This window comes from Streptomyces sp. NPDC058525, from assembly GCF_042719495.1.
Lineage (GTDB): Bacteria > Actinomycetota > Actinomycetes > Streptomycetales > Streptomycetaceae > Streptomyces.
In genome coordinates this window covers 23,005-49,277 of record NZ_JBHXNP010000023.1, presented here as the reverse complement: position 1 = coordinate 49,277, position 26,273 = coordinate 23,005, and the positions used below count along the sequence as shown (strand labels likewise).

Annotated in this window: 26 protein-coding genes; 22 read left to right on the top strand and 4 right to left on the bottom strand. The window is 65.3% G+C overall.

From position 1 onward, the window contains the following. Positions 1-187 precede the first annotated feature (187 nt). The 22 genes from ACFWP3_RS14090 (at position 188) to ACFWP3_RS13985 (ending at position 17,813) form a co-directional block, all read left to right on the top strand. Entirely contained in the window at positions 188-1,429 is a 1,242-nt protein-coding gene (locus ACFWP3_RS14090) for an AAA family ATPase (RefSeq protein ID WP_384220101.1), read from the top strand. 109 nt (positions 1,430-1,538) lie between these two features. Further along, the gene (locus ACFWP3_RS14085) at positions 1,539-3,224 is read left to right on the top strand and encodes a hypothetical protein (protein WP_384220099.1); all 1,686 of its coding nucleotides are present in this window, start codon (positions 1,539-1,541) and stop codon (positions 3,222-3,224) included. A gap of 129 nt (positions 3,225-3,353) precedes the next feature. After that, positions 3,354-4,307, top strand: coding sequence for an RsmD family RNA methyltransferase (locus ACFWP3_RS14080; RefSeq protein ID WP_384220097.1), 954 nt, complete (start codon positions 3,354-3,356; stop codon positions 4,305-4,307). Between the two features lie 150 nt (positions 4,308-4,457). Continuing rightward, a complete protein-coding gene (locus ACFWP3_RS14075; RefSeq protein ID WP_384220094.1) occupies positions 4,458-6,365 on the top strand; it encodes an AAA family ATPase in 1,908 nt (635 codons plus the stop codon). 123 nt (positions 6,366-6,488) lie between these two features. Continuing rightward, a complete protein-coding gene (locus ACFWP3_RS14070; RefSeq protein WP_384220092.1) occupies positions 6,489-6,671 on the top strand; it encodes a hypothetical protein in 183 nt (60 codons plus the stop codon). 2 nt (positions 6,672-6,673) lie between these two features. After that, positions 6,674-6,886 carry a hypothetical protein gene (locus ACFWP3_RS14065; protein ID WP_384220089.1) on the top strand — a complete coding sequence of 71 codons (213 nt, stop codon included), beginning with the start codon at positions 6,674-6,676 and terminating at the stop codon, positions 6,884-6,886. A gap of 436 nt (positions 6,887-7,322) precedes the next feature. Continuing rightward, on the top strand, positions 7,323-10,121 hold the full coding sequence (locus ACFWP3_RS14060; protein WP_384220087.1) for a UvrD-helicase domain-containing protein: 2,799 nt from the start codon (positions 7,323-7,325) through the stop codon (positions 10,119-10,121). A 508-nt stretch (positions 10,122-10,629) separates the two neighbouring features. Next, positions 10,630-11,082 (top strand): hypothetical protein, encoded by a 453-nt coding sequence (locus ACFWP3_RS14055; RefSeq protein WP_384220084.1) that lies wholly within the window; start codon positions 10,630-10,632, stop codon positions 11,080-11,082. Positions 11,083-11,308: 226 nt separating this feature from the next. Beyond that, positions 11,309-11,482 (top strand): hypothetical protein, encoded by a 174-nt coding sequence (locus ACFWP3_RS14050; protein ID WP_384220082.1) that lies wholly within the window; start codon positions 11,309-11,311, stop codon positions 11,480-11,482. 170 nt (positions 11,483-11,652) lie between these two features. Next, the gene (locus ACFWP3_RS14045; protein WP_384220079.1) at positions 11,653-12,735 is read left to right on the top strand and encodes an AAA family ATPase; all 1,083 of its coding nucleotides are present in this window, start codon (positions 11,653-11,655) and stop codon (positions 12,733-12,735) included. A 96-nt stretch (positions 12,736-12,831) separates the two neighbouring features. Continuing rightward, positions 12,832-13,002: a hypothetical protein gene (locus ACFWP3_RS14040; RefSeq protein ID WP_384220076.1), complete on the top strand. Its 171-nt coding sequence runs from the start codon at positions 12,832-12,834 to the stop codon at positions 13,000-13,002. Between the two features lie 5 nt (positions 13,003-13,007). Beyond that, positions 13,008-13,370, top strand: a complete 363-nt coding sequence (locus ACFWP3_RS14035) for an HNH endonuclease (RefSeq protein ID WP_384220074.1) — start codon at positions 13,008-13,010, stop codon at positions 13,368-13,370. Positions 13,371-13,424: 54 nt separating this feature from the next. Beyond that, the gene (locus ACFWP3_RS14030) at positions 13,425-14,189 is read left to right on the top strand and encodes a hypothetical protein (RefSeq protein WP_384220071.1); all 765 of its coding nucleotides are present in this window, start codon (positions 13,425-13,427) and stop codon (positions 14,187-14,189) included. Next, entirely contained in the window at positions 14,186-14,473 is a 288-nt protein-coding gene (locus ACFWP3_RS14025) for a hypothetical protein (protein WP_384220068.1), read from the top strand. The genes ACFWP3_RS14030 and ACFWP3_RS14025 overlap by 4 nt, the downstream gene beginning before the upstream one ends. Next, positions 14,470-14,772 carry a hypothetical protein gene (locus tag ACFWP3_RS14020; RefSeq protein ID WP_384220065.1) on the top strand — a complete coding sequence of 101 codons (303 nt, stop codon included), beginning with the start codon at positions 14,470-14,472 and terminating at the stop codon, positions 14,770-14,772. Before ACFWP3_RS14025 ends, ACFWP3_RS14020 begins: the two co-directional genes overlap by 4 nt. After that, positions 14,765-15,001: a hypothetical protein gene (locus tag ACFWP3_RS14015; protein ID WP_384220062.1), complete on the top strand. Its 237-nt coding sequence runs from the start codon at positions 14,765-14,767 to the stop codon at positions 14,999-15,001. Before ACFWP3_RS14020 ends, ACFWP3_RS14015 begins: the two co-directional genes overlap by 8 nt. Further along, positions 14,998-15,183: a hypothetical protein gene (locus tag ACFWP3_RS14010; RefSeq protein ID WP_384220060.1), complete on the top strand. Its 186-nt coding sequence runs from the start codon at positions 14,998-15,000 to the stop codon at positions 15,181-15,183. Before ACFWP3_RS14015 ends, ACFWP3_RS14010 begins: the two co-directional genes overlap by 4 nt. Next, a complete protein-coding gene (locus ACFWP3_RS14005) occupies positions 15,180-15,890 on the top strand; it encodes a hypothetical protein (protein ID WP_384220058.1) in 711 nt (236 codons plus the stop codon). Before ACFWP3_RS14010 ends, ACFWP3_RS14005 begins: the two co-directional genes overlap by 4 nt. Further along, the gene (locus ACFWP3_RS14000) at positions 15,883-16,182 is read left to right on the top strand and encodes a hypothetical protein (protein ID WP_384220055.1); all 300 of its coding nucleotides are present in this window, start codon (positions 15,883-15,885) and stop codon (positions 16,180-16,182) included. The genes ACFWP3_RS14005 and ACFWP3_RS14000 overlap by 8 nt, the downstream gene beginning before the upstream one ends. Before the next feature lie 34 nt (positions 16,183-16,216). Next, positions 16,217-16,705: a hypothetical protein gene (locus ACFWP3_RS13995; RefSeq protein WP_384220054.1), complete on the top strand. Its 489-nt coding sequence runs from the start codon at positions 16,217-16,219 to the stop codon at positions 16,703-16,705. A 195-nt stretch (positions 16,706-16,900) separates the two neighbouring features. Beyond that, positions 16,901-17,308: a hypothetical protein gene (locus ACFWP3_RS13990; protein WP_384220052.1), complete on the top strand. Its 408-nt coding sequence runs from the start codon at positions 16,901-16,903 to the stop codon at positions 17,306-17,308. Continuing rightward, positions 17,301-17,813, top strand: coding sequence for a hypothetical protein (locus tag ACFWP3_RS13985; protein ID WP_384220049.1), 513 nt, complete (start codon positions 17,301-17,303; stop codon positions 17,811-17,813). The genes ACFWP3_RS13990 and ACFWP3_RS13985 overlap by 8 nt, the downstream gene beginning before the upstream one ends. 170 nt (positions 17,814-17,983) lie before the next feature. Here the strand turns inward: ACFWP3_RS13985 and ACFWP3_RS13980 are convergent, their stop codons facing one another. From ACFWP3_RS13980 to ACFWP3_RS13965, 4 genes are all read right to left on the bottom strand, one after another. After that, a complete protein-coding gene (locus tag ACFWP3_RS13980; RefSeq protein ID WP_384220046.1) occupies positions 17,984-18,364 on the bottom strand; it encodes an HU family DNA-binding protein in 381 nt (126 codons plus the stop codon). A gap of 132 nt (positions 18,365-18,496) precedes the next feature. After that, on the bottom strand, positions 18,497-18,862 hold the full coding sequence (locus ACFWP3_RS13975) for a hypothetical protein (RefSeq protein WP_384220043.1): 366 nt from the start codon (positions 18,860-18,862) through the stop codon (positions 18,497-18,499). Between the two features lie 41 nt (positions 18,863-18,903). Further along, positions 18,904-20,643, bottom strand: coding sequence for a hypothetical protein (locus ACFWP3_RS13970; protein WP_384220040.1), 1,740 nt, complete (start codon positions 20,641-20,643; stop codon positions 18,904-18,906). A gap of 1 nt (position 20,644) precedes the next feature. Next, entirely contained in the window at positions 20,645-26,191 is a 5,547-nt protein-coding gene (locus ACFWP3_RS13965) for a hypothetical protein (protein WP_384220195.1), read from the bottom strand. Positions 26,192-26,273: the final 82 nt, after the last annotated feature.

Genomic DNA, 26,273 nt, shown 5'->3' with positions numbered 1-26,273 from the left:
TGGCGATGTGCAGCGGGGCTCCATCGCCACCGATGGCGGGAGTGCGTGTCTCAGCCGGGCACCGACGGCGCAGCCCGCGCCACAGGACCGTTCACGGCTTATACAGCCTCGGCGACGCCGAGAGCAGCAGCGCCGTCCTCCGACGTCTTCTCTCTCTTCCTCGCCTACCCACAGAAAAGACATCGACATGAAGTTCAACGACACCCTGACGACCCTCATCAAGCAGTCCCTTGAGGTCGGCGCGACGCCCGCTCTCATGGGCGAACCCGGCATTGGCAAGTCCAGCTTCGTCGAGGACCTGGCCTACTCCATGGGCACGCAGGCCTTCACGCTGCCGTGCAACCAGCTCGCCGACAAGGCCGACCTCACCGGTGCCCGCCTGGTGCAGTACACCAAGGATGACGGCACGCAGAGCTACAAGCAGGTCTTCTACCCGCACCAGGTGATCCAGGAGTGCATCGACTACGCCGAGAGGAACCCGCGCGAGTGGCCGATCCTCTTCCTCGACGAGATCAACCGCACCACCTCCGACGTCACCTCAGGCGCGCTGACCCTCGTCACGCTGCGCCGCATGGGGTACGTCGAGCTGCCCGAGAACGTCCGCATCGTCGTGGCCGGCAACGACAAGGGCAATGTCACCTCGCTCGACGAGGCAAGCCTGTCCCGTTTCGCGATCTTCCACGTCGAGCCCGACGCCGCCACCCTCATGTCCGTCCTCGGCGACAACATCAACCCCTGGGTGAAGACGGTGCTCACGCAGTACCCCGGGCTCATCTTCCAGAAGTCGACGCCCGAGGCCATCGTCGCCGACGGCCAGGACGACGACGACAACGGCAACGTCACGATGGCCGAGCTGTTCGACGGCGGCGAGGAGATGAACCAGCTCACCACGCCGCGCACCATCGACACCCTGTCGAAATGGCTCAACACGGCCGACCCGCAGGAGCTGGCAAGGTACCTGGCCACCCAGATCAAGATCGGCGACCGAGAGACCTCGCTGCTGAACGAGGCTATCGAGGCCTACGTTGGCGACACCATGTTCACCACGCAGCTTGTGGCCACCATCGCCCAGGACCTGGCGAACAACGCCGGCGGCGTGCAGCACAACCGGGTGAACGTCCCGAAGCCGAATTGCTACCAGAGCCTGAAGGCCGCAGCGACCATGACCGACATGACCGCGGTCATCGCGACGCTGACTGGCAACGAGAAGTCCGGGTCGCTGCTGTACGCGCTCAAGGAGAGCAAGGACAACGCGCGCCTCATCGAGCAGCTGGCGCAGGCCATCACCCAGATCGAGCCGGAGCACACCCGCACGCTCATCGAGATGGTGACCAACCAGCAGATCGACCGCCAGAACCTGGAGGCTTTCATGGAGATCGACGCTCCGATCGTCAACCAGGCCAAGCCGGTCCTCTCGGCCTTCCTCTGATCGCTCGCTCACCGGTGGTGGACCTGCTGCGGGCTGCCGTCCTTGCTGCAACTCTCCACCACCGGCGGCGCTCTGCCGCTGCCTTGTCCTCAGAAGGAGACCACGACCCATGACGATCACCGTCACGAACCAGAAGCCGACCGTGCTCGACGCACTGCACACGATCTCGTGCACCGGTGATTACGACCCGATGCCGGCGATCCAGCAGACCCTCATCGACCCGCTGCTGCAGCCTTTGAACCCCAACGCCCCGGCGAGCATCACCGACGCCCAGGGCGCTGATCTGACGGGGGACATTCCGGATCTGGTCCTGAGCTGCCTCGGCGACACGCTGAACGCGACCAGCGAGCAGACGGTCAAGGAGCTGCTCGGGCAGACCCTGATCAACTTCGACCAGGGCACACCGCTGCCGGTCGCCGAGCTCTTCGCCGTCCAAGCCGGGCAGCAGAACAAGATGCCCGCGCCCTCCCCGCGGGTGCTCTACACGGCCCAGGCTGATGTCCTCCCCGCCGCGAAGGCTCTGCTGGCGGGAACCGGCGACGAGAGCGCCTTCTTCGCATCGATCGCCTACACCTTCCACCCCGACACCCTCGGTTTCTGGTTCCATTCCTCCGCGGCCTTCGACGGCTTCAAGATCTGGCTGTCCCAGCAGACGCAGACGATGGCCAGCGCGCTGCCGCCGGCCACCACCAAGCTGCTCAACGACTTCACAGCCCTGTCCCTGAAGGGGCTCACCGAGTCGCTGCTCGTGCGCAAGGACGACTCTGACGCCAACGATGAGCACTCCTTCGCTCGGGTGCTCGTGCACATGTTCATGAACTACGTTGAGCAGCAACGGGCCCAGGCCAGCCAGCAGAACACCCCACTGGGCACCGGCGTCCTGCCGTTCACGGTCGGAGAGCTGTTCTGCCCGCGCGCCCTCGTCCTGGTCAACGTCGAGGCCCACGCCCGGGCCACCGCGGCGAAGATCACGGGGGAGTGGAACCTCATCAACCAGTCGCTGGCTTCGCCGGTGAAGGTCGTCTCGAACACGTCGCTGTCCAAGCTCACGTCGCTGCCACGGGCCGCCGCCCGGGCCGCCGCCCTGGGAGCCAAGCAGCAACCGGGCCAGCCTGGCAGCCGTAGCGCCCAGGTGGCGTTCCGTAAGCAGCCGCCGAGCAAGCTCGACCTGTTCAAGGACATCACCCGTGTGCTGCGCCGGATGGGCAAGGTCAACAGGTCGCAGAACATCTTCCGCACGACGAAGGCGACCTTCCTCAAGGCCAACCGCCGGAACCCGGACGACTTCAATAAGCCCGGCCGGATCACCTCGGTGCAGTACATGCCCGACCTGCACATCTACATCGACACCTCCGGTTCGATCTCCGAGGAGAACTACCAAGAGGCGGTCATGATGCTCATCCGGATCGCCAAGAGGCTCAACATCAACCTGTACTTCAACTCGTTCAGCCACTTCCTGTCCCAGGAGGTGATGCTGCGCACGGAGAACAAGTCGACGGCTCAGATCTGGAAGGAGTTCCGCAGGATCCCGAAGGTGTCGGGCGGAACCGAATACACGCAGATCTGGCAGTACATCAACGCCAGCCGGGTGCGTCAGCGCAGGCTCTCGCTCATGGTCACCGACTTCGACTGGCTGCCGCCGTCCACGCGTCAGGACCACCCGAAGAACCTGTACTACGCGCCGTGCTCCGCCATGGACTGGTCGTTCATGGTGGACCTGGCCAAGCGCTACGCCGACTCGATGAAGCACATCGACCCGAGCATCCGGCAGAGGCTCCTCGGCATGGTCGTCTGACCCTGAATCCTCCAAGAACAGCCAAGAGCGGTGCCGTGCGACCAACTCCGGTGATCGGCGCCGCTCTTGGCGACGCTAACTTTCTCTCTCATTCATCACGCTGAGTATCCCGCACTGAAGGAACCTCCGATGCGAATCCCCGCGGATGTGCTCGCAGCCCTGTCAGGCCGTACCAAGACTGATGGCCATCGCCTGATGCTCGTAGGCCCCCGCTTGACTCCCACCCTGTACCAGAGCGTCAACGAGGTCCTCGAAGCGGTCGGCGGTCGATGGACAAAGACCGAGGGTGCGCACCTCTTCCCCGTCCACGCCGCCGAGGCGCTCGCACCAGTGCTTGCCACCGGTGAGGTCGTGACCCTGGGGGAGAAACGCACCCTTGCTCAGTACTTCCCCACACCCGAACCCGTTGTCGAACAGCTCATCGCTCTGGCCGCCCTTGAGCCGGGCATGACCGTGTTGGAGCCGTCTGCCGGCTCCGGCGCCATAGCCACAGCCGCAGCAGCCCGCGGTGCAATCGTGGACTGCATCGAACGGGACCCCGGATACGCCACCGTCCTGTCCGATACGCATGTGGCGCGCCGGGTGCAGGTCGCTGACTTCCTCACCATCCCGGTCGAACCTCGCTTCGACCGGGTGCTGATGAACCCACCGTTCACCCGTGGCACCGACATAGCCCACGTCACCCACGCCCTACGGTTCCTGAAACCGAATGGGCTGCTGGTGTCGGTCATGTCGTGGACTGCCACTGAACAGAACCGCAGCACCACAGCTTTCCGAAAGCTCGTGGAACAGCGCGGTGCTCTCGTCGAAGCACTTCCGGACCGGGCGTTCGCTCAGTCCGGGACGACCGTCGACACCGTCCTCGTCACCATTCCTGCCATCCGTCCGGCCGATGCACGGCCCACGGTCTGGCCTACGCGCGACATCCCCGCCCAGGACGCGGATGAAATTGGAAACCCGGCCGACGTCGCCGCGGAGATCGTCGCTGATCTTCGCAAGGCGGTCGCCGCTTTCGAAGAGGTTGCCGCCGCGCTCACCAAACCTGCGCCCGCCACCGTGCCAGGCGGTGTCGAGGTCAGCTGACCATGGCGCTCCTCGAAAACCGTCAAGAGCAGTGCCGCTTTGACGACCCCTGACTTTCCCTCTCACTCATCCATATCCCTGCTCGGGACACCGTGGCGTATCCACCCAGCGCGCCACCACGCCGAGCGACCCGCACCGAAGGAGGACCCGGTGGGTCTCAGCAACTTCACACCAGGCGGCTCCGACGACGACAAGAGCAACGGCGGTGGCGGCAGCTTCCCTCATCAGTTCCCGTCCGCGGGACTGCCGTCCAACGGTGGCAGCGCCGATGACGTCAGGGAGCTCCTCGTCGACTACAACGAGAAGTTCAAGAACGCCGATCCGACCATGTTCCGTGACACGCTCATCGGGCAGGTCCTCTCGGTCATCATCAGCAAGACCAAGCCCAACGCTCTGCTGGTCGGATCCGCCGGCGTCGGCAAGACGAAGATCGTCGAGGACATCGCACGGCGCATCGCGCTCGGCGACGCCCTCATTCCCGACCAGCTCAAGGACTGCACGATCTACGAGCTACCCATCACCAACATCATCGCCGGGACCGGCATTGTCGGCTCGCTGGAGGAGAAGGTCAAGGCGATCGTCGAGTTCGCCTCGGATCCCAAGAACAAGGCCATCCTGTTCATGGACGAGATCCACCAGATCACCGGAGGGTCCGGCAGCCATGGCGACGCTGTCGGCCGCAAGATCTCGCAGATCCTCAAGCCGGCCCTTGCCCGCGGCGACATGTCCGTCATCGGCGCGACCACCAGCACCGAGTCTCGGGCCTTCGACGAGGACCCGGCCTTCGCCCGCCGCTTCACCCGGCTCATCGTCGACGAGCTGAACGTGGAACAGACGCTGGCCGTGATGACCGCGGTCCGCCCCGGCCTGATGGCGCACTACCGTCATCAGATCGGGGTGTCCGACGATGTCCTGGCCTCGGTGGTGCAGATCGCCGAAGCGAACTCCCGGGCTGGCCAGCACCGGCCGGACAACGCCATCACGCTGCTCGACCGCGCGATGGCTGATCGGGTCCTGGAGCAGAAGAAGCTCATCGTCCAGGCGGAGAACGCCGGCGACACGGCACTCGCGCAGACCTTGCGGTCCATCCCGCAGGTGCCGCTGACGAACACCCGTGTGCTCGATGTGGCCAAGCGCCTGATGACCGGAAACGCCCAGCGCAAGGACCTCGACGTCGCCGCGTTGAGTGCCACGCTCAGCAGCCGCCTGCAGGGCCAGGACGACGTGCTCGCCAAGCTCACGGACCGTCTGGCCCGCGAAGAGCTCAACCTGTTCCCGACGAAGACGCCCACGACGTGGCTGTTCGCCGGGGCCTCGGGTGTGGGTAAGACCGAGGCGGTCAAGATGATCGCTGAGGAGACGACCGGCACCGAGCCGATCATCCTCAACATGACCGAATTCCAGGGCGAGTGGTCGACGTCGAAGATCATCGGCGCACCTCCCGGCTATGTCGGATCGGACTCCAACCAGGAGCTCCCGTTCGACACGCTGGAGTCCAACCCTCACCGGGTGATCCTGCTCGACGAGTTCGAGAAAGCAGACAAGGCCGTGCAGCGCCTGTTCCTCTCGGCGTTCGACGAAGGCTACATCCGCAACGCCCATGGCAAGATGCTGGACTTCTCCAAGGCCCTGGTCATCTGCACGACCAACGCCGCCCGTGATTCGCTCGACGGCAAGATGATCGGCTTCGGCAACAACCCGAAGACCATCTCGAACCAGAGCCTCAACAAGGCACTGGAGCAGTTCTTCGACGCCGAGCTGCTGGGCCGGTTCTCACTGGTCGTGGGGTTCAACCCCATCGACCGGCAGACCTACCGGCAGATCATGGCCGCCGATTACGAGCGGCAGCGTGAGCGGATCGTCAAGGCCAAGCCGCGGCTGGCCCAGGCGCTGCCCGTGTCGATGCCGGACGACGAGCTGCGCGCCATCGAAGAGGCCACCTACGTGGACTCCCAGGGTGCGCGGCCGGCGCGGAAGGCAGTTCGCACCTGGATCGAGGACTACCTGCTCGCTGCCCAGACCGGCGGCATAGTCTCGGCATCCCCGTCGGACGACTGAGCAGGCGTCCGCATCGCACCGGACGTACCTCACCCGCACACCCTCATTGCTCAGGAAGGGCGGTCTCCGTTCGCTATGACCTGGATAAGGACTCTCAACGCAACGTCCCCACAAGGGCAACAAGTGGATTTCTGGCAGAACCTGGGAGGGGGATACTCCCTGGCCGAGTCCCCCGCGCGGGTGCAGGTGTCCGGTCGCACCGTGGTCAACGGCTGGTCATGTGATGGCCAGACGTATGCGGAGTATGCGCGCATCGTGCGCGAGGGGCACGCCGCTGTCAGCACCGACGCGTACGAAGAGGCGTGATCATGAAGTGGAACGAGTGCGAGAGCGGCATGACCGTGCGAGACACCCGCACCGTAGAGATGTTCAAGGTCGTCGGTCGTCGTGGAGTTACCGACGACGGCATCGTCACTGCCACCGACTGCGGCGCGTGGGTCGAGCAGATCGAGCCGGACTCTGACGGCATCAAGGAACTGTGGGTCGTGCACTGGTCGCACCTTGAACGCGTAGCCGACTGATCCGCCGGAGCATCGGGCGTACTCCTCACCGGGTGCGCCTTCCTTGCCTGTCCCTGGGATCTCGATGCCGGCAATGCTGCCGCCGATGGTCCCGACCGGCGCTCGGACTCGAGCTCGAAGTGAGGTGAGCTGCCGCTGATGAACGACTGCGCGCCTGGGTAGCGCGCGGCGTCCGGGGCGTGGCCTCGCCACATACCCCGGATTCAGGGGCCTAACGGCCCCTGACGGGTGGGTTGAGAGGAACACGGGCGGGGCTCGTCGCCTGACGAGAGCCCCGCCCGTGTTCGTAACTGCGCCCATGACCCAGCCTTGTCGCTGCGCTTCTCGCTCGCCTTCGAGCATGCGACTGACTATTCACTTCTGTCGGAATCGCTGCGCGTTGTGATTTGCGCCTTCTCTCAATCCGCCTCTCGACCCACCGAAGAAGGGCAACGACGTGCCTGTCCTGCTTGATGACCTCGACCTCTCGGCCAATGCCGTTGCTCAGAAGGCCGTCGACCCGAAGTTCTTCTCCTCGAAGCTCACCGGCAACGGCAAGAAGATCGGCCTGCTCAACGAGTCCCTGCTGCCGATCAACACTGCCACCAACACCGCCTACGCCATGGCCACCGATATCGAGGTCAAGCAGAGCTCGACGCAGCACGACATCACCACGACATCGATCCCGCTCGCACCGATCACGCGCCGCGCTCTGAACGCTGGCGGTTCCTTCACCCTGCCGAGCCCGCACGTCGACGACCGCTTTGCTGTCGACACCTCGTCCAGCCGATTCGACGACTGGGACGTAGCCTTCGACATGACCCCGCAGGCGCTCGTGTTCTACGAGGACAAGTCCGGCGGCAAGTCAACGCGCGACCTCGTCATCCAGTACCGGATGGAGCTGTACTTCTTCAAGAAGGGCCTCCCCGAGCCGGAGTGCGCAACCGCCGTCTCACGCGCGGCCGGCTACGGCAACCACAACGCCTCTGTCTTCCTCCAGTGGGACACCAGCCCGCTGGAGAACGCTCGCAACTACGTCCAGGACATGCTCACATCCGTCGGCCTGACTGCCTCCAACCTCGACGACGAGTTCGACGAGTGGATGCGCCAGTACTCGATCTACGAGCGCATCACGCGCCTGGCCCAGGTCTGGGACTCCGAGACGATTGCCGACGAGGTCTGCCGCTACATCCAGGACATGCCCGCGGGCCCCACGGAACAGCAGCTGAACATGCTTGCCGTCCAGCTGCGCTACTTGGAGAACTACAACGTCCCGCTGGAGGCGTACCGCCAGATCCACAAGCAGATCGATGCGACCTTCTCCGACCGGATTGCCACGACGCTGTCGAAGCAGAACCTCAGCCTGCTGATGAACCACACGCTCGACCACCTGGAGCAGATAAAGGCCCAGCTGGTCGTACCCGCGCAGCCGGCCACGCCTCCGGCACTGCCAGCCCACCTGTCCAAGCAGCAGCTCGACGCGCTCACCACGCACGAGCCGCTGGTGATGACGCAGGCGGGAGCCGGAACCGGCAAGTCGACCGTGATTCTCGAGCGCATCAAGTACCTCGAAGCCTGTGGGGTCCCCGCCTCGGACATCACGGTGCTGTCGTTCACCAACGCCGCGGCCGACAACATCACGGAGAAGAACCCGGACGTCGGCTCGATGACCATCGCCAAAATGATCATCGACATCTACTCGATGAACCACCCGAGGCACAAGGTCTCGGCCATCGACACGATCATCAACTCGATCGACATCTTCTACCCGAACAGCCAGTTCGCGGCGACGTTCCGCCACCGCCTGCTGGAGGTCGACCAGAACAGGACCGGTGCCTTCACGGCCCTGAACACCTTCGTCGAGAGCCACTTCGACGAGGTGATCTCGCTGCTCGACCGCATCGAGCAGACGTCGCTGGAGCTGCAGATCATCATCTGCTACCAGAAGATCGACGACATGGCCGAGCCGGCCCACGTGCAGTCGAAGTACCTCATCATCGACGAGGTCCAGGACAACAGCGTTTTTGAGTTCATCTACGTGCTGAAGTACATCACCAAGCACACCCAGTCCTTGTTCATCGTCGGCGATGCCTCGCAGACGCTGTACGAGTTCCGCTCAGCGAACCCGCGCGCGCTCAACACGCTGGAGGGCTCGGGTGTCTTCGCGACCTTCAAGCTCACGACGAACTACCGGAGCAACCAGGAGATCCTGGACTTCGCGAACGTCGTGCTCGGCGGGCTGGAGACCAACCAGTTCGCCAACATCCAGCTGCAGGCGAACTCGCTCGCAATGCCAACGGCGGACTCGTTCCAGGAGAAGGTCACCCTGGAGTACCGCGAGGTGGCCAGACTCACTGGGTTCGTCACCCAGGACCTGCAGGCGATCGTGCGCAACACGGTCATCCCCGACTACGTAGACAGGTGCCTGGACCGGGGCGAGCAGGTGGCCTTCCTGGCCTACTCGCGCCGTGAGGTGTCCTTGATCCAGGAGGTGCTCGAAAAGCGCTACCCGGGCCGCCGCGTCGCCTCTCTGGTCAGCGATCGCGTCTACGCCACGGACATCTTCTCGAAGTACATCAAGTTCTTCTGGAACGACGTCCTGCAGGCACCGCCGGCCAACGCCGCGTTCGTGGTCTCCCAGGGGATCAAGGACAACATGGACAAGCTGACGAAGAACGCTGCCAAGGCCACCGTTGAGAAGGCGATCCTGCGCACGATCTCCGAGTGGTGGATCGAGAACAGCGCGACCATCAACGGCTGGGTCACGCTCTGCCACCAGGGCACGCTCACGCACAAGGCGTTCTTCGATCGGCTGCGCGACAACCTACTCTCCTGCGAGATTCAGCGGAACCAGCAGAAGCTGAACATCAACAAGCAGAAGAACCAGGAGCGCAAGCGAAAGAACCTCGAGTCCAAGGCCGACCTGATCGTTTCGACGATCCACGGTGCCAAGGGTCTGGAATTCGACAACGCCGTCGTCCTCTACAGGGAGGACACGAAGATGACCCAAGACGCCAAGCGGATGTTCTACGTCGCCTTCACCCGTGCCATGAAGAGCCAGTACGTACTCGCCTACGGCACCGTGAAGAACCCTCCGATCCAGAGCAGTTACGAGCAGATCGTGACGGCTCTGATCGAGCGCGACAAGAGGAACGCCGCCCGCGCCCTCGGCATCGATCCAGACCTCCTGGACGACAACGACAGCGCTGCTCCCGGCAGCGCCGACGACCGCTCCGCGGTCACTGCGGCCGTCTGAACAACCGCCGCCACCACTCCATGTTGCAGGGGCGGGTGAACCGCTCGCCGAGAACACCCACCCCTGCAGTCGTCCACACTTCACACTCCTGAATGACGCTGTCTGAAGGACAGCCGATGCCGACACCCGCACCTTCACCCCGGACGCGCATGGGCTCTACGCCATCGGCAGTCTGTGCTGTGGGGCGAGTGGACACCGGGGCGGTACGCGCACGGCGCCGCCGAGTTCGCGGACACCGTGACCACGCACTACCCGGACGGAGCGATCGAGCTGTGCAACCGGGGGCACGAGGAGGCGCACCGCGTCACCCTGCGCCGTGACGAGCCCTGGCCTCCGAACTCACCCAGCCGCTGTGCGTGTGATCGGTCGCAAGACGGTGCGGGGGTTGGCCCGGCCGGCCGGGGCAGTGTCGGTGCTGCCGGAGGGATGCTCCCGCACGACAGGACGCCCCGGACGATCGGGTCGGTCGTCGAGCAGGAACCGAGACACCAACGGAAGGGGCAGACACATGACCATCGACCAGCGCAGCGCATTCGCTGCCGAGATCGCCAGTCTTGCCAAGAAGTACAAGGGCGCAGTCCGGGCCCAGGCCACCACGAAGAGCGGGTATGCCGTCCTCCTCACTGGCATGTGGGGTGAGGACGTCGGCGCCATCGCCATCACCGGCCCGGACGGCCATGAGGTCCGCCGCGCAGACGGCTGGAAGCTCGGCAAGACCGCCGAGGTCGCCGCACTCCTGTGGGATGCGCTGGAGGAGAACAGGTCCAGGGCAGCGGAGCGCGAGCGCCTCGCGGGCCTCAAGTCCGTGAGCATCACGTCGGCGGACGCCATCGGTTGGGCGGCTGGCAAGGAGACCAAGCAGACCAGCGGGTATCACCTCACACCTGAGCAGCTCGCTCAGCTGCGCGCGCTGGCCGCGCAGATGGCCGCCGAGAACGCGGCCGTCACCACGGTCGAATGAAGGTGGTGCATGGCCCAGTTCACGATCCCTGACTGCCCTGCGCTGCGCGACTCCGGCGCCGGCCGCCGGGCCGAGGGGTGTTGTGGGGCTTGCCCGCGCCTGGGACAGTATCGGGCTGGCTGGAGGGATGCTCCTGCACCCCCCTTCGCCGTGTGGTCGAGGACTCCGTCCGCCCCGTCCTGGCTCACCGCCCCGGCCCTCGGCCACTCTGGCGCCTTGCAAAACCTTGCCCGCCACCGTCCATACCACCGCCGGGACGCCGGCCACCGTCCGCGCCCTCTCCCGTGCCCACAGCGCAGTCGCCGAGCAGCGGCTGCGCATATGCATTGGCACCCTCACGGACTCCGATGTCCTGACCCCGCCCGGCTACATCCCCAAGATCGTGCTCGCCGACGAGTAGCGCCTAGCCGCGCCTGTCTCAACTCTCTCGTATGGCCAGCGTTGTCCTCACCAAGTCCGTGCTCAACGAGGACGAGGGTGTCTACCGCCCGGACAGCAGCGTGCTTCCGATCCGCTGAGTGCCGTTGCGCTGCCGCTACCCACTTACCCCTGCGAAAGCGAGAAGTCTCCATGCCCGCATCCACGATCGTTGCCTCCGGTGGGGAGTTCCGCCTCTACGGAGACTCAGTGCAGACCTTCGCCGATCTACCCGTGGCCACCTACACGATCTCCTTCTCTCAGGTGACCGGCTACAGCCTGCGCCAGACGGAGTCGCTGACATCCGCGGAAGAGACCGTCTACGGCAGCCACGCCTCCCGTGTACAGCGGATCGTCACCGGCTACTCCGCCATGGACCGCTCGCTCGGCGTCATCCTCTCCGGCGACAAGGGCATGGGCAAGAGCCTCATGCTCCGCCTGCTCGCCGAGCGTATGCGCGAGGAACACCACTTGCCCACCGTGCTCGTGCAGCACAACACGACGGGGCTGGCCGCGTTCCTCGACGAGTTGGGCGAAGTCGTCATCGTCTTCGACGAGTTCGAAAAGATCTTCTCCAATGAGGACGACGAGTCGCAGAATCAGTTCCTGAGCCTGTTCGACGGGCTGAGCACGACGAAGCGCCTCTACGTCCTGTCGGTCAACGAGCTGCATCGCGTCAACGACTACATGCTCAACCGACCCGGCCGCTTCCACTACCACATGCGCTTTGCCTACCCCGAGCCCGAGACAGTGGCCGCCTACCTGCGCGACCAGGTGCCCGGGGTGGCCGAGAAGCAGGTGGCCGAGATCGTCGACTTCTCCCGGAAGTACGACATCAACTTCGACCACCTGCGGGCGATCGCCTTCGAGCTGCGCCTGGGCGAGTCGTTCGCGGAGGTGATCGGTGACCTGAACATCAAGCGCAGCGAGCACGCCGGCTCGCGGATCGAAGCCCACATCACCTGGAAGAACGGCAACACCGACGTCTTCGATGGCCGTGTCGACCTGTTCAACGGCGACAGCCTGCAGACCATCAACGACTGGGACACCGGCACCGGGCTGCAGTTCCGCATGTGCGACGCCGTCCCGTCCGAGGACGGCTACCAGCTCCCGGATGGTGCCTTCACGCTTACCGACCTTCGTGACGAGGACGACAGGTCGCCTGACGACGAGAAGGACCTTCGTGCCGCCGCGGTGACCCTGCGCCGCGTCCCGAAGTACTCCATCGACTTCTGAGGACGCCCCCATCAGAACCGCCGAGGAGCTACTCCGGTCTCCTCGGCGGTTCCCTGTCCGGCTCACGCGTTCCTGCACAGAAAGCAGCCTTCGACCATGCCCAAGTACCACATCGTCTCCGAGCCCGACCCCGGCGCAGAGCATTGTGAGCTGCGAAGGGCCAACCTTGACCTCGGTAAGGCCCGTCTCGTCATGGCCATCGACTCCGAGGATCTGTCTTGGGAGACCAGGCGTGAGCTGATCCCCTTCGATATCGACCGGCACTGAACGCCATGCCTCCGGCTCCGACTGTGCTACTCGCATGTTTGGCTGTCGCTGCGCTCGGCATCCTGTGTCTCGCCATCGGCGTTGGCCGTAAGCGGCGTTGGCGAGACCCCACCCGGCTTTTCACCTGGTCCCAGAAGCAGCAGCTCATCCGTCAGGCCAACGGCCGGTGCGAGCACAAGCCGCCCTTTTGGTTCCGGTGTCCGACACCGGGGACCGAGGCAGATCACATACACCCCTGGAGTCGCGGCGGGCCGACTGAACTGTGGAACGGCCAGTTGCTCTGCGGCCGGCACAACCGGCGGAAGTCCAACCGCGTGCCGAGCCCCCTCTACCGCTGGCGTCTCGCACGCCGGCGCAAGAGCTACTGACCACCCCAACACGTCCGACCTGCTGAACCACCCCCATCAAAGGAGCAGATTGCCATGGGCGCAAGCATGCTCATCGCCACCATCGCCTTTCCGGCCCAATGTGCCGAGCCACCGAACTTCGACCGTGGCCGCCAGCTGCTCGAGCAGATCGAGGATCTCTCACTCTTCAACTTCGATGACCCTCGTACCGAGTTGGAAGAGCTGCTGACGGGTCTCTGTGGCGAATTCGACCTCGTCGGCGAGGACGGTGCACTACTCATCGAGTACGCCCGGCGCGCTGGTCTCGCCATCATCGACAACCTCGAAATGGCCCTCGATTCCCGAGGAACAACCTTCCTCACCGTCGCCGACTACAGGATCTACATCTCAGGCGGACTTGCCGGCGGCGACAGCCGTACGGATGCGACCAGCGCTATCTGGAACGCCTACAAACTGCCCGAAAACGTGCTGGCAGCCATGGGCTTCATCCTGGGCTACGAGTTGCCGCTCTCCCGTGCGAACGGCAGCGGGGGTCATACGCCCCTCACCGACACCGACGCAGTCGACGCGATCGCGCTCGGCCTTGGAACCTCGCCGGACTGGTCCGGTGAACACACCCTCGCATGGATCGCCGACGTCATCGGCAAGGTGCGCAACCACCCGGGAGGCCGCGATCCCCGCGAGTACCAGGCCGAGTTCACCGAGGAGCATGTCGTCGATCCGCTCGACGACAGCTTCCTCGCCATGTACGTCGACGAAGAGACCGTCGAGGTCGACGGGGATTCTCACCCCTCAGCTGGCCAGAGCGATGCCACGGTAGCTGGAGAGGTGCCGTCGTGACGCGTTTCCCGCTTCTCCGACTGCTCGCCCAAGCCTTCCTGAGCGGCATGGCTGGAGCCCTGGTCGTGACCGGCATCTGGCTCGTGATCGCGGGCGAGACACCGTCGCCGATGACGAGCCTGGTGTGCGCGCAGCTCGTGACGACCGCATGGTCGTTCATCCAGGCCGCCCGTTTCCGGCGGAAGTGGCAGGCAGTCCTCGCCTCCTACAACGAGCCTGCCCTGGGCGAAGGCATCGACATCCCACACCGGCCGCCGGCCGACAACGAGGAAGGCACCCGGTGAACGACGAGGAGTGGAACGCCCTGTACCCGATTGGTACGCCGGTGGTCGCGTACCCCGGTGTCCGCCCGGAGGACCCGCTCGCGGTCGCGGTCCGGAAGCGACAGGCGGAAGGTCGTTTCGTGGGGGAGGCCGACGCGAACTTGTGCCGCGCCCTGACGACCGTCACACGTACGCCGGCCTGGATGCTTGGCTGCGGCGCCCCCGTGGTGTCCGTCGAGGGCTACACGGGCGGCATCCACCTCACCCACATCGACGTCATCGTGGAACCCCCGCCCAAGGCAGCGGTGGCTGGTGGCTGACTTCACGTTCGAGACCGTCACCCACAGTGTGCACCGTTGGATCATCCCCGCCCCTGAGCCTTTGGGCGCCGCAGCGGAGGAGATCAGCAAAGTGTGGGCCGTGGCCGCCAATGCCTATCGGGAGACGCACGATCTCGCCAGCACAGAGCCGATACCCGGAGAGGTCCTCCGCTTCCACGTCCGCGACACCGCCATCGTCATCGAATACGCCACCGAGGAGCGAGCATGACCGAGCGGATCGCCAACAAGCCCGTACGACCGCACGGCCCCCTGCAGCCGCCAACCGATTGGTCGTTCCGGGACGCCGACATGGGGCGCTTCTTCGCCTTCTGCTGCATCGTCCTGCCCCTGAGGCGCTACCGCGAGCACCAGGCCCAGCAGGTCGAGTCGTCTGAGGTGATACCAGTATGAGCCGCCGTCCGGCCCAGGAACCAGCGATCAACACGGCGAGCGGCGATGAAGTTCACCCCGCCTTCGGCGTCGCGGTCGTGACGCGCAGGCACGGATCAGGTCGATCGCTGTTCCAGTCCGACCTGCTCCACAACGAAACCGTCGAGCTCTCCGTTCACGAGGCCACTCGCAAACGCGACCTCAACCACGACTGGGTCCATCCAGGTCGGGAGCTCGTGGAGATCGAGATGAGCCTCGCGCAGTGGGGCTCGCTCGTGTCTTCCATGGGGCTCGGCAGCGGTGTGCCGGTGACTATCCGGCGTACCGAGCACGAACCCTTCGTGCCCGAGATCCCGCACCAGCCCCGCACCGCCGAAAGCCTGCGGGAGGTCCGAGAGGTCACCGACCGGATGTACGCCGGTGTCAAGGCGGCCACGGCGGCGCTGCACGAGGCGATCCACGAGAAGAAGGGTGTGAGGGCCACCAAGGAAGCGCTCCGGGTGCTCGAGAACGCCGTCGCCCATGTGGGGAGCAACGCCCAGTTCGCCGTCGACTCGCTGGTGGAGGCCGGCGAGCAGGTTGTCGCCCAGGCCCGCGCCGACATCGAGGCCCACGTCCTGGAGGTCGCTCGTCTGACCGGTGCCAGACCATCCATCGAAGCCTCGTCATTCGATACCCCGGCATTGCCGGGGCCAGCTCTCAGTCGAGAGGAGCCCACTGATGCCTGAACTCGCCGTTCCCGACCAGCTGTTCGACGCCGACTTCGTCGCCGACGACGAGCACAGCCTGGCCGCCCGCTACGACTGGGTCGTCCAGGACGGCTATCTCGTCCATGCTCCCGTCGTCGGCTTGACCTGGGCATGCGCCGAGTGCAGCGAGTCTGGGACCCTGCCGGAGATCCCTGTCCACCTTGCCTCCTCGCATGGAACGCAGCACGCAGCGGGCCCGTTCAACACCCTTGTGCCACTCCTGGTTTCCGTCGTGCGCAAGTTCCCTGGCTCTCCGCCGCAGGACGACTGAAGCACGAGCCTCGACAAGGAGGGACACACCAGTCATGAACGCACTCACGACCATCGGGACGCCGCGCCGGCCCCGAGCTGTCATCGTCGACATCGACGGGACGGTCGCCAAGCATGAGCTGTCCGACGGCACGCTGCTGCGGGGGCATCGTGAATACACCTTGGTGGTCTGGGATCTGCCTAACTCGCCGATCATCGAAACGGTGAATGCGCTGCGAGACGCTGGCCACCAGATCATCTTCTGCTCTGGCCGGCCCGAGCGTGACGACGGGGGGTACAGCGTCCGCGCTGCGACCCGGAGCTGGCTGGGCCAGCACCTGGGGAAGTGGGCTGACGATGCCCTGCTGCTAATGCGCGGCCAGGGAGACATGCGCCCCGACCACGCCGTCAAGCACGAGCTGTTCAACGCCCACATTCGTGACGTCTACGACGTCCTCCTGGCTCTGGACGACCGTGACCGAGTGGTAGCCCTATGGCGCTCGCTCGGCATCGTCTGCCTGCAGGTCGACGAGGGGAACTTCTGAAGTCGCGACCGTGCATCCATCAGGGCCCGTGTTCCAGCCCCGCACCGTGCGGGCTGGATCACGGGCCCTTCTTTCTCTTGCCTGGCTCGTCTCTCGGACACAGAGTAGTCCACCATTCGATGCCCGTATCGACTCGGCGCGGCCCGTCGTATGCGAGTCGAAGGCAATCCATTCCCGACTGATTAGACTGAAGGTATGGCTCACGACAGCAATGCCCACGACAACGGCACTCCCGACGCCGAGCTCCCGAAGTTCTCCGTCAACGTCGTCCCGACCGACCGGCTCAGGCGCGAGGATCTCGCCACGGTGCTGAACCTCTATCGCCGCGGCCAGACCACGCCGCTGATCTTCGGAGACGACAACAAGCCCGAGGCCGCGATCATCCCCTTCGCCGCGTTCATGCGCCTCATGAAGTTCGATCACGCGGCCCACGTCCGCGCTGAGGCTGCTTTCCAGGGGGAGCTCTCCCGCCGCATCCAGGCGTCCGACCCTTCCGACGAGGCGGGGGTGACCATCGAAGAGCTCGCCGAGAGCCTGGGCCCGCTCGGTCGGCAGTGGGCGGACGAGCATCGTGCTGTACAGCAGGAGAAGCGTGATGAGTGAGCGTCAGCCTCCCATCCGTCTTCTGCCGACGACTGGTCTCAAGCAGGACCTCCAGGCGCTCCATGACGCTGCGGTGATGCGCCCTCATGGACCGGAAGACCGGCTTCTGCGGGTCGCTCTCAAGCAGTTGGTCCGGATCGAGGAGGGCGCGCCGGGCACGCACCCGCTGGGGTATTACCCCAGCTATCCCGACCTCTCTGATTGCGAGACCACGTACGTCAGCACAGATCCGAATGCGAAGCCCTCACACCGGATCGTCTGGCGGGAGCGAGTGCCCCAGAGTCCGGGCGAGCCTGTCACCCGCGAGATCATCGCCCTGGGTGAACGCGCGAACGGGCAGGCCTACTACATGGCCGGCCAGCGTTTGGGTCGCCCGGTGGGCTTCACTCTGGCCGAGCTGGCTGCGCAGCGCGAGCCGATTGCGAGTGCCTCGCGGCCCCGACGGCGCTTGATCGGCAGCTTCGATACGCCATCCATGAACGAGCCTGACCGCCAGTTCGAGTGACCTATGCCTCGTAGGGGCCGGCGTTCCCATCCTCCCGGTCATCGTGCTCGTGCTGACCTTCACCATCGCGACGGCTGAGCCTCGCGGTTTGGCTCGTTCCGTCATAGAGAGAACCCCCGTGATGCACACAGGCATCACGGGGGTTCTCTTTTTTGCTGGCTCCTCGTTGTCTACGATGCGGCCTGTAGCCCACGATCTTCGGTGACGTTCTCGAACTTGTCGGCATCCTCGATCGCCCCGTAGGTCTCCGGTGAGATGTCGTCCTCATTGCCCCCCAGTCGGCGGTTGAAGCTGCTCGATGCGGAGAACTTCAGAACCACGTAGTCGTCGATGTTGCTCTTGCCGAAGCGCACCTTGTGACCCTTATGGTCCTGTCGGTAGAAGCGGCCGAAGCTCGTAAGCACGACCGTCTCTCCGCAGCTGACCGCCCCTGTGAGCTCACCAAGCAACGACTCGTACACCTTGTTCACCACCCGGATCGGCAACTCGCTGCGAGTCGCGACCCGCGAGATGAACTCGCGCTTACTGACACGCGGATTCGTCGTCTCCATGTCTACGCCCTGTCCTATCGTCGTTCATGTCGCGGTTTCGCTTAGAAACCAGTCTATAGGAGATAGCCATGAGTCGAAAAGGTCTGACTGGCTTGTTGAGTGCACTCGCCACGTTTATCGTGGCTCATTTGACTAGAGCTCCAGATCTGGATCGATCTCCTCCCGGTCGTCCTTGGGCTCGTAGTCGACCGACTCGATGATGTTTCGCGTGTTCGGATCGCGGCGCTTGTTCACGACCTTGTCGTGGGACTCCTCGAACCGCTGCTGCGCCGCCACGCGGTGGGCCGCATCGAGCTTCGCACCGATGTTGCGCTCTCCGAACTCCATCATCGAACCCAGCGACGACTTCGCGCCTTGCTTGATCGCGTTGACGTTCGGTTTGCTCTTCGCCCGCTGCTGCTCCCATTGGCTCCGATCCTCCTCTGTGACGTAGCCGAACATCCTCGCGAAACGCGATCCGAACTTGTCCTGCTGTCCCTCGTTCTGTTCTTGGCTCATGACCCTTCCTCCTGCTCCTTGGTTGTGTTCTTGGATCGCCCTCAGGCGGGCTGGTAGTCCTCGGAATCGGCCTCAGTGTTGGGGCCGTCGTTCTGCGGGCCAGCCTCCTGCTCGGCCGACGGATCCGTAGGGTGAGACCGCGGCTTGAGCCGCTGCTCCTCGAAGAAGCTCCCCGGGTCGTTAACCGCCGTCTGCAGCGTCTGCTGCCAGTTATCTCCGAGGCTCCGCTTCAGCTGAGCCTCAAGATCCGGGTGCTTCTCGTTCACTGCTTCCATCGCGTCGACGTAAGCGTTGGAGTAGACCCGCTGCTGCTCCTCAGGCGGCAGGCCGTCGATATCCATGCTCGCGATCATCACCTCGGACTGGTCCAGACGGTGCTGGAGCATGTCGGGCAGCCCGCTGGTGTCCAGACCCTGCTTCCGCGCCGCGAAGCCGACCAGGTAGCCGAGGACGTTGCCCCCGTAGCCCTCTTGGTCGCCGCGGCGTAGCGCGTCGAGCAGCGAGGTCCTCATCGTCTCGGCGAGCTGGACCTGGTGGGCGTCCGCGTCCATGGGTCGGCGCAGCGTGAACATCGCGTCATCGGGTAGACGTTGGCCGAGCTGGTCGTCGAACTCCCCGCTCCAAACCGTGCGGACCCGGTCCGATCCCACGATCCGTTCCTCGTGCGCAGGGGCCTTGGCGATCCGGCCGTGGGCCACGCCGTTGAACATCGTGCGCAGCTCCGGCTCGTACTCCATCCGCTCGCCTATGATAATTCGCGCGCGCTGGACGACCTCCTGGCGCTCCAGCCCGTCTTCACTTATCTGCACGTGCAGCCGCTTGCGCATGGCCAGGTAGCTATCGCGGATCAGGCCAGCGTCCGCGCCCGGCTCACGCATCTTCCAGAAAGCGTTCTCCATGAGCGCGACTTCGGTCATGGCTGCCGAGTCTGGAGTGAACATCTCCCGGTGGCCGCGCTCACGGTGCTGCATGGCGTCGAGGCGCCTGCGCCACTTCTTCGTCAGGTGGTCACGCGGATCAGTACTGCCGATGAGGCGCTCGCGCCGGGTGTTGCGCGGCATGTCCTTGAAGATCCTCTGATGGTGCGCGATGCGGCTCTCGGCAGAGGTGACCATGCCGCGGGCCCTGGTGTCGATCCGCTCCTGGATCTTGTCCTTGAGGGGCTGGAGGTAGCTGTCCATCTCCTTCTTGAAGTCCGGGGCGAGCATCCGCATCGTCATCACCATGCCGACCGCCTGGATGACCGAGTTGGCATTCACCCCTCGCGAGAGCGGCTTGAGACACGACTGCGTCATCATCTGCATGTAGACGTGGTGCATGACGCCGAGATCCTGCGTCCGTTCCTCGTCGTTGAAGCCGGGCACCAACAGCTTCGAGTCCCGCAGCGAGGCCATGTACTTCTCACCGGCCAGCCGCGTCTCGGCCCGGAGCTTGAGCAGCTGCTCGCGCTGATCCAGGCCCTCGCTTTCGTCCTCGGCCCGGTCGACGTCGATCCCGTGTACGCGCTCCCGGTCGGCCATTCGCTTTCGGGTCTTCTCACCGAAGAACCCGCGGGTACGGTCCCGGAGCCGCTCACGCCAGGCGCGTGCACCGTCTGCGTCCTCCGGTCCCGGCTCGTCGATCACCTCGGCGTCGATCGGCTCGCCCGAGCGCGAGTCCCCGTAGGCATACGCGTTGTCTCCCGGCTCATCGGCCTGATGCCTATCGTCGTCAACCGGAAGCACCTTGGTTGCACGCCGACTGCCCGCGGGTCCCGTTCCCAGTTCCTTGTGCTGTGCCATTTCAATACCCCACCCCGTAGTCGTCGTTGCTCTGCGGCTGATCGATCTCGATGCTCGGCGTGTAAACCGGACGCGACGCGCCCACGCGCACGGCATGAGCAGAGCGGCGATGCGAGCCGCGGGTGCGGGAGGCCCCCGCGTCCTGAGAGATCACGTCGTGCTTGACAACCGAGTCATCGACAGCGATCACGGCGTTGTCAAGGCTGTGCGTCTCGGCGGAGCCCAGTTGGTCGAGCTGCCGTGACATCTCCGCCCGAGCCTTCCGAGTCCCCAAGGACGCAAACTGCTCGTTCTTCTCGCCGTCGTAGACGCTCTCGCGGTTCATGGCTGCCTCGACCAGATCGGCGAACGCGCCGCCATAGGCCATCCGGTCCATCACGGTTCCCCGCAGCGACGCATCTTCTTCCAAGTTGCGGATGAGTCCGGTCTTCGGGTCCTCCAGTGCACTTGCCACGCGGGCCACATAGTCCGGGTTGACCGTGACTCCGAAGCCCTCCTTAGACTCGTAGAACTCAATGAACTGCCTCTTCCACTCCTCGGCCGTAGCCTGGACGGGTTCTCCGTCGAGGAATGCCGTGCGCCACTGGCCCGGGCCGACGTGCTCGATGCTGCGGCCTCTCCAGAGATCGCGGCCGGGGCCCTGGAGCATCGCGTACTTGTGTCGGGCCTCGGCGGCGTCGTGTTTGGCCTGCAGGATCGACTGGGTCACCGGGTAGGTGACCTCCAGGACGGCCTTGAGGCCCTCGCCGCGCAGCGCGCGCACGGCGCGCTGGCTGAACGAGCCGCCCAAGCCGGTGCCGTGGGCCTTGATCGCCGTGGCGAACATCGAGGCTTCCTGGTCGGCCTGCGTGATGCCGGGCGTGCCCTGCGCATCGCCCAGGTTCCGGGCGTAGTCGGTGAGCTTCTTCTCGCTCCCCTTGGCACCGGTCTCGACGCAAACCTCGCGCACGCTCTGCAAGTGCGCGTCGCGATCCGAGAACGTCAGTGCCGCACCGAACTCGCCGCGCTGCGCTTGGCGGTACAGCCCGCTCAGCTCCTCCGTCACGACCTGCTGGGCGAGCTTGATGTCCTCCGGCGACTGTACGCCGGTGAGCGCCTGCAGCCGGAGCCGGTTCGCCTCGCTCCGCGAACTCCGCAACTCCTCGCCCAGCCCAGCATCCTTGAAGAGTGCGACCTGGGTGTCCAGCGACACCTGCATGGCCAGCGGGTGCGAACCATCGTGCTTGACCACTCCGGTGTCCAACAGGTTGGCCGGCACGGAGAGCTTCGCCAAGGCCTCAGCTTTGGCGGCATCGCTGTGCAGCTTCACCACGGCGACGGCATCGCCGTCGAAGTCGCCGTCGAAGCAGGCGTCCATCACCGGGTTGATCGCGGCACCGGTGAGCCGGTCGTCGAGCGCCACCCGCATGTAGCGCACGCCGGCGTCACGGAGCACCGGGTCACGCCACACCAGCGCGTGATCGCCCTCGGCCAGTCCCAGCTGCTCGGCCTTGACCGAGCTGAGCGCAATCTGGTCGACATCCAGCCGGGGGTCCGAGGTCCACACCATCGTCGCCGAGTCGGTGAGCCGCGAGGCCATCAGCCCGGTTTTGAAGATGTTGTTCTTGCCTGTCAGCACCCGGTTCTGCACGTCGGTCGTGATCGCCTCGAAGGCGCGCTGAGCGCGCGAGACCGACTCGCTCATGCCGCGGCGCACCTCGGCGCGCTTCTCCGCGGGCAGACCCTGGCTGCCCAGCTGCTCGGCCATGTAGCGGTAGCGGCAGGCCTCGACGAAGACGTCCTGGTAGCTGCGGGTGTGGTCGTGCGGGACGGAGGACCCATCCTCGAACTCCTGGCCACTGCGCAGATATGAGGACATCACCGGCAGCTTCCACGAGCTCGCGCTCATCGTCTCGGTCTGCTCACCGGTCGGATACGTGAGCGGGAACGGGATCTCCATGTCGCCGCCGCGGTCGCCGATGAGGTCGCCGAAGGATTTGCGCATCGCCGTGGTGTTGAGTCCCGGGAGCTGGCCCGCCTTGCGCGGCTGCGTGCGCAGCAGCTCGGGCATCGGGATGAACCGGCGCTCGGTGCGCTCGTCGACGCCCTCGGCCTGGCCGACCACCCGCAGTGTGCCGTCAGCCTCCACGTCCAGGCCGGTCACCAGAAGGTACTCGCGCAGGGTCGATTCGGCCCCGCTGTTGTGGCCGTAGAACTCGCGCATGATCGCCGGGCAGTCCTGAGACTGCAGAGCCCAGGCCAGCTGAGAGGAGGCCTTACGGCCCTTGCCGGCACGCACCTGCTCGTCATTGTAGATCTTCGTCTTCTCGTCGACGGCCATATGGGTGACCACGAAGCGCATCTCGCCCAGGGCACTCGGCCGCAGTTCTCCGGTGGGGGAGCGCAGGTCGGAGACGCTCCCGCTCATCAGCTCGCGCGCCGAGCCCGCGTTGCGCCGGGAGATGAGGCTGAACGGGCTCATCACCACGTCCAGGCCCGGGTTGGCCCGAAACCAGTTGACCTCTTCGACAACATCCTGCTCTTGCGCGTGCTGCAGTGGCATGTCCCGGTCGACGATCAGCGAGATCACGCCCTTGTTGCCATGCAGATCCGAGATCTTGTCGCCCACGACGAGATCTCGCTCCTGGCCGCCAGCCCCGCGGATGCGGTGTTGCTCGGCGAACTCCTTCGACACCACGATCGGGTCGTCAGCTGTCCAGCCGCCGAAGGTCATCAGCGCCGTCTTCGCCGGCGCGGTGACCTCAGAGGACTGCATGATCGTCGAGGCCGTCATCTGCTGGCGGTCGAACGGGTCGTACCGCAGCGTCTCGAGCTCGGGCAGAGCCATGAGCGGCGCACGCTGTCCGGCCAGGCTCTCGTCGCCCGGCACGATCCGGCCGTCAGCGTCGACCTGGGCCTGAGTGGTCAGGTACCGCACGATGCCCTGGTTGGTCGCGCCTCCGGTCATCACCGGGTCGAAGTAGCCGCTGGGGGCAGCGACGTTGTTCCGGTCCTTGCCGGTGAGCACCGTCATGTTCCGCCCGCCGGTGAGCCGCCAGGCGTCGAAGCGGTTGTCGTCAGCCGGGTCAGTTCGGTTGCGCTGGGCCCTGTACTCGGCGTAGATCGTCGAGCCGGCCTTGATCTCGTTGGAGTAGCGCACACGGCGGGCCTCGGTCTGCAGGATCGCTGCCGTCCACTCCTCCAGGTGCGCCTTGATCTCGCCGGTGGACTCGTCCAGCTGGTACGTGGTGGCGCGCTCGATGGAGTCGATCGGGTGCTTGGTGCCGTACAGCTGTGAGTAGACCGTGTTGAGCGAGGAGGGCTCGCCGGTCTCGCTCCGCCCGGCGAGGAGGTCACCGGCGATCTGGTACTGGGTGCGCTCGTGCATGAGCTGCTCGTAGCCGCGCAGGCGCGTGCGTTCCTCGACCGAGGTCGGAGCCTCGCCCGGAGTCTGGGCCGTGATCGTGGCCTCGTAGCCGGGCACGATGAGGGCGTTCTGCCCGCTGGCGAAGGCGGTGGTGATCTCGCCGTACTCGCCGACATCGAAGACCTGGCCGATCTCACCCGAGATCGGAGTTCCCTTGCCGTCACGGCGAAGCTTCTCGCCACTCCAGCGAATGACGCCCTGCTCGTCGACCAGGATCTCGGAGACCGTCGCCGCGTTGCGCTCAATGCTCTCACGCACGGTGACCCCGATACGCCGTATGAACGCAGATTCGTGATCGGCGATCGGCACGGAACGCTCGGCGTTGAAGCGGACGAGACGGTCCTTGAACCGGGTCGTTTGGAAGGTCGAGCCCATTATCTCGTCAGGGGAGATCTCGCAACGACGAAGCGCTGAGGCGAGGTTGTCGAGGTTCGACCACTGCCCGGTGGGGCTGGTCATGTATCGCGCCACCCGCTCCGGGTTGAAGCGCTGATCGACCCACTCGCCGTCGACGTCATGGGGCTGCGCCTCCCAGGTCCCGATGAGTTCGAAGGGAACGTCCTCAGCGTGCTGTCGGACCTTCTCGACGGCGGTACCGCCGTAGACCAGGTTGCCCATGTCGGGAGCCTCGTCGGCCTGCAGTTCGCCGATCTCCTCCAGCCGTTCCTGGTACATCTCTTCGGTCGCACCCGGGCGCAGCAGTTCGCTGTGCGCGCCGGTGAGCACGTCCCAGTACGTGCGCTGGATCGCAGCGACCTCAGAATCAGCTGAGTACTCCGGCGGTTCGATCGCATCCAGCTGTCCGCCGGTTCGCTCCAGCTCCGCCTCGGCACGAGCAAAGAGATCCTCGACGTCAAGGGCTGCCTGGAGGTTCTTCCGAGCGCTCTCGACGGCGGTCTTCGCATAGATCTCGGCCGGCTCAGCGTCGACGAAGAAGTACGGCAGTGAGCGGTTCTTCGCGTCTCGGCGCAGCATCACCTTCGAGCCGGGCCGGGGGCCGGACTCACCGGGGGCCACGTAGTCGCCGACCACGAACATCGACTCGCGGTCAACGTGGTAACTGTCGGGCACATCCACCACCGTGCGGCCACGGCCGCGCTCCTGGTGCGTCGTGCCGGTCTCGCCGGCGGCGTGCCCCGGCAGATCCGTGCGCTCGACGCGATGGCCCTGGGCGAAGCGCAGTAGCTGGACAGCTTCCGCCGGCGAGGGGGAGTAAACCGCCATGCCACCGGGAACCCGGTAGTTCGTCGAGTAGCGCAGCACGGTGCCGTTGTCGTAGATCCGAGCTCCGGCGTACTCCTCCTGACGTGTGTCGGTGAGGCGGATCTCCATGCCGGTCCCGGCGATCTTTGCCTTGATCTGGCCTGGCTCGCGGTCGCGCATCACCTCGTAGGACACACCCTGGGCCTTCAGCTCTTCGAGCAGTGCTGCCGAGCGCGCCACGGCGTGCTGGGACATGAAGCGGTTGTGGTCGACGCGGTTCGTCTGCGGGTCCCGGCCGCCGTCGATGACCCACTCACGCACCTGGTCGTACTCCTGCTGGCTCATTTTGTCCATCAGCGCGGTGAGTCCAGCGGCGTCGTCGTTCGTCATCGCGCGGCCTGCCTCGAACGGCTTGCCTTCGTCGTCGGTACGCCAGAGCACCATGTTTCCGCGCCTCGGATCGGCCAGGGTTTCCACCTCGCCGCCGGCCACGCGTCCGATCGTCTCGTCCGGCAGGTACACCAGCGCGGTCCCGGCGCGCTTCACGGTCGCGCGTTCGGACCAGTCGGGGTCATAGGGGCTGATCGGCAGCCGGGCCGACTTCGGGTCGACCTGGGCTCCGACACCGGTGACGCGGGTGAACTCCCGCTGCGACTGCTGGTAGCGCTCGTTCTGCGGGGAATGGTCGCCGAACTGCGGCGCGTAGTCGGACACCTTCTCCGTGAACGCCTGGTCGATGGCGGAGAGGCAGTCGGTGACGCCCAGCCGCGGGTCGGCCAGCGCGGTGCCCCGCTGGCCGAGGATCTCGTCGACCCGGGCGCGTATCGCCTTGGCCTGGGAGATCGGAATGACCTGTTCGGCCTGCTCCCGGGCCTGCTCGACTGCCTTGTAGTAGACGTACTCGTAGAAGTACCTGCGCAGTCCGTGTGCCTTCTTCATCGTCAATCAGCCTCCTGTGGACGCTCCGGGTTGCATAGAGCCTACCTCGCCTATCGAAAGGGAGTTAATGGCTATTGGAAAG

What these genes read in the sequence shown, in the direction of transcription:
- ACFWP3_RS14010 (WP_384220060.1), top strand. Translation starts at nt 14,998, where the DNA reads ATGACCGAGCGGATCGCCAACAAGCCCGTACGACCGCACGGCCCCCTG.
- ACFWP3_RS13965 (WP_384220195.1), bottom strand. Translation starts at nt 26,191, where the DNA reads ATGAAGAAGGCACACGGACTGCGCAGGTACTTCTACGAGTACGTCTAC.
- ACFWP3_RS13990 (WP_384220052.1), top strand. Translation starts at nt 16,901, where the DNA reads ATGGCTCACGACAGCAATGCCCACGACAACGGCACTCCCGACGCCGAG.
- ACFWP3_RS14030 (WP_384220071.1), top strand. Translation starts at nt 13,425, where the DNA reads ATGGGCGCAAGCATGCTCATCGCCACCATCGCCTTTCCGGCCCAATGT.
- ACFWP3_RS14090 (WP_384220101.1), top strand. Translation starts at nt 188, where the DNA reads ATGAAGTTCAACGACACCCTGACGACCCTCATCAAGCAGTCCCTTGAG.
- ACFWP3_RS14065 (WP_384220089.1), top strand. Translation starts at nt 6,674, where the DNA reads ATGAAGTGGAACGAGTGCGAGAGCGGCATGACCGTGCGAGACACCCGC.
- ACFWP3_RS14055 (WP_384220084.1), top strand. Translation starts at nt 10,630, where the DNA reads ATGACCATCGACCAGCGCAGCGCATTCGCTGCCGAGATCGCCAGTCTT.
- ACFWP3_RS14035 (WP_384220074.1), top strand. Translation starts at nt 13,008, where the DNA reads ATGCCTCCGGCTCCGACTGTGCTACTCGCATGTTTGGCTGTCGCTGCG.
- ACFWP3_RS14000 (WP_384220055.1), top strand. Translation starts at nt 15,883, where the DNA reads ATGCCTGAACTCGCCGTTCCCGACCAGCTGTTCGACGCCGACTTCGTC.
- ACFWP3_RS14080 (WP_384220097.1), top strand. Translation starts at nt 3,354, where the DNA reads ATGCGAATCCCCGCGGATGTGCTCGCAGCCCTGTCAGGCCGTACCAAG.
- ACFWP3_RS14005 (WP_384220058.1), top strand. Translation starts at nt 15,180, where the DNA reads ATGAGCCGCCGTCCGGCCCAGGAACCAGCGATCAACACGGCGAGCGGC.
- ACFWP3_RS13980 (WP_384220046.1), bottom strand. Translation starts at nt 18,364, where the DNA reads ATGGAGACGACGAATCCGCGTGTCAGTAAGCGCGAGTTCATCTCGCGG.
- ACFWP3_RS14045 (WP_384220079.1), top strand. Translation starts at nt 11,653, where the DNA reads ATGCCCGCATCCACGATCGTTGCCTCCGGTGGGGAGTTCCGCCTCTAC.
- ACFWP3_RS13975 (WP_384220043.1), bottom strand. Translation starts at nt 18,862, where the DNA reads ATGAGCCAAGAACAGAACGAGGGACAGCAGGACAAGTTCGGATCGCGT.
- ACFWP3_RS13995 (WP_384220054.1), top strand. Translation starts at nt 16,217, where the DNA reads ATGAACGCACTCACGACCATCGGGACGCCGCGCCGGCCCCGAGCTGTC.
- ACFWP3_RS14040 (WP_384220076.1), top strand. Translation starts at nt 12,832, where the DNA reads ATGCCCAAGTACCACATCGTCTCCGAGCCCGACCCCGGCGCAGAGCAT.
- ACFWP3_RS13985 (WP_384220049.1), top strand. Translation starts at nt 17,301, where the DNA reads ATGAGTGAGCGTCAGCCTCCCATCCGTCTTCTGCCGACGACTGGTCTC.
- ACFWP3_RS13970 (WP_384220040.1), bottom strand. Translation starts at nt 20,643, where the DNA reads ATGGCACAGCACAAGGAACTGGGAACGGGACCCGCGGGCAGTCGGCGT.
- ACFWP3_RS14085 (WP_384220099.1), top strand. Translation starts at nt 1,539, where the DNA reads ATGACGATCACCGTCACGAACCAGAAGCCGACCGTGCTCGACGCACTG.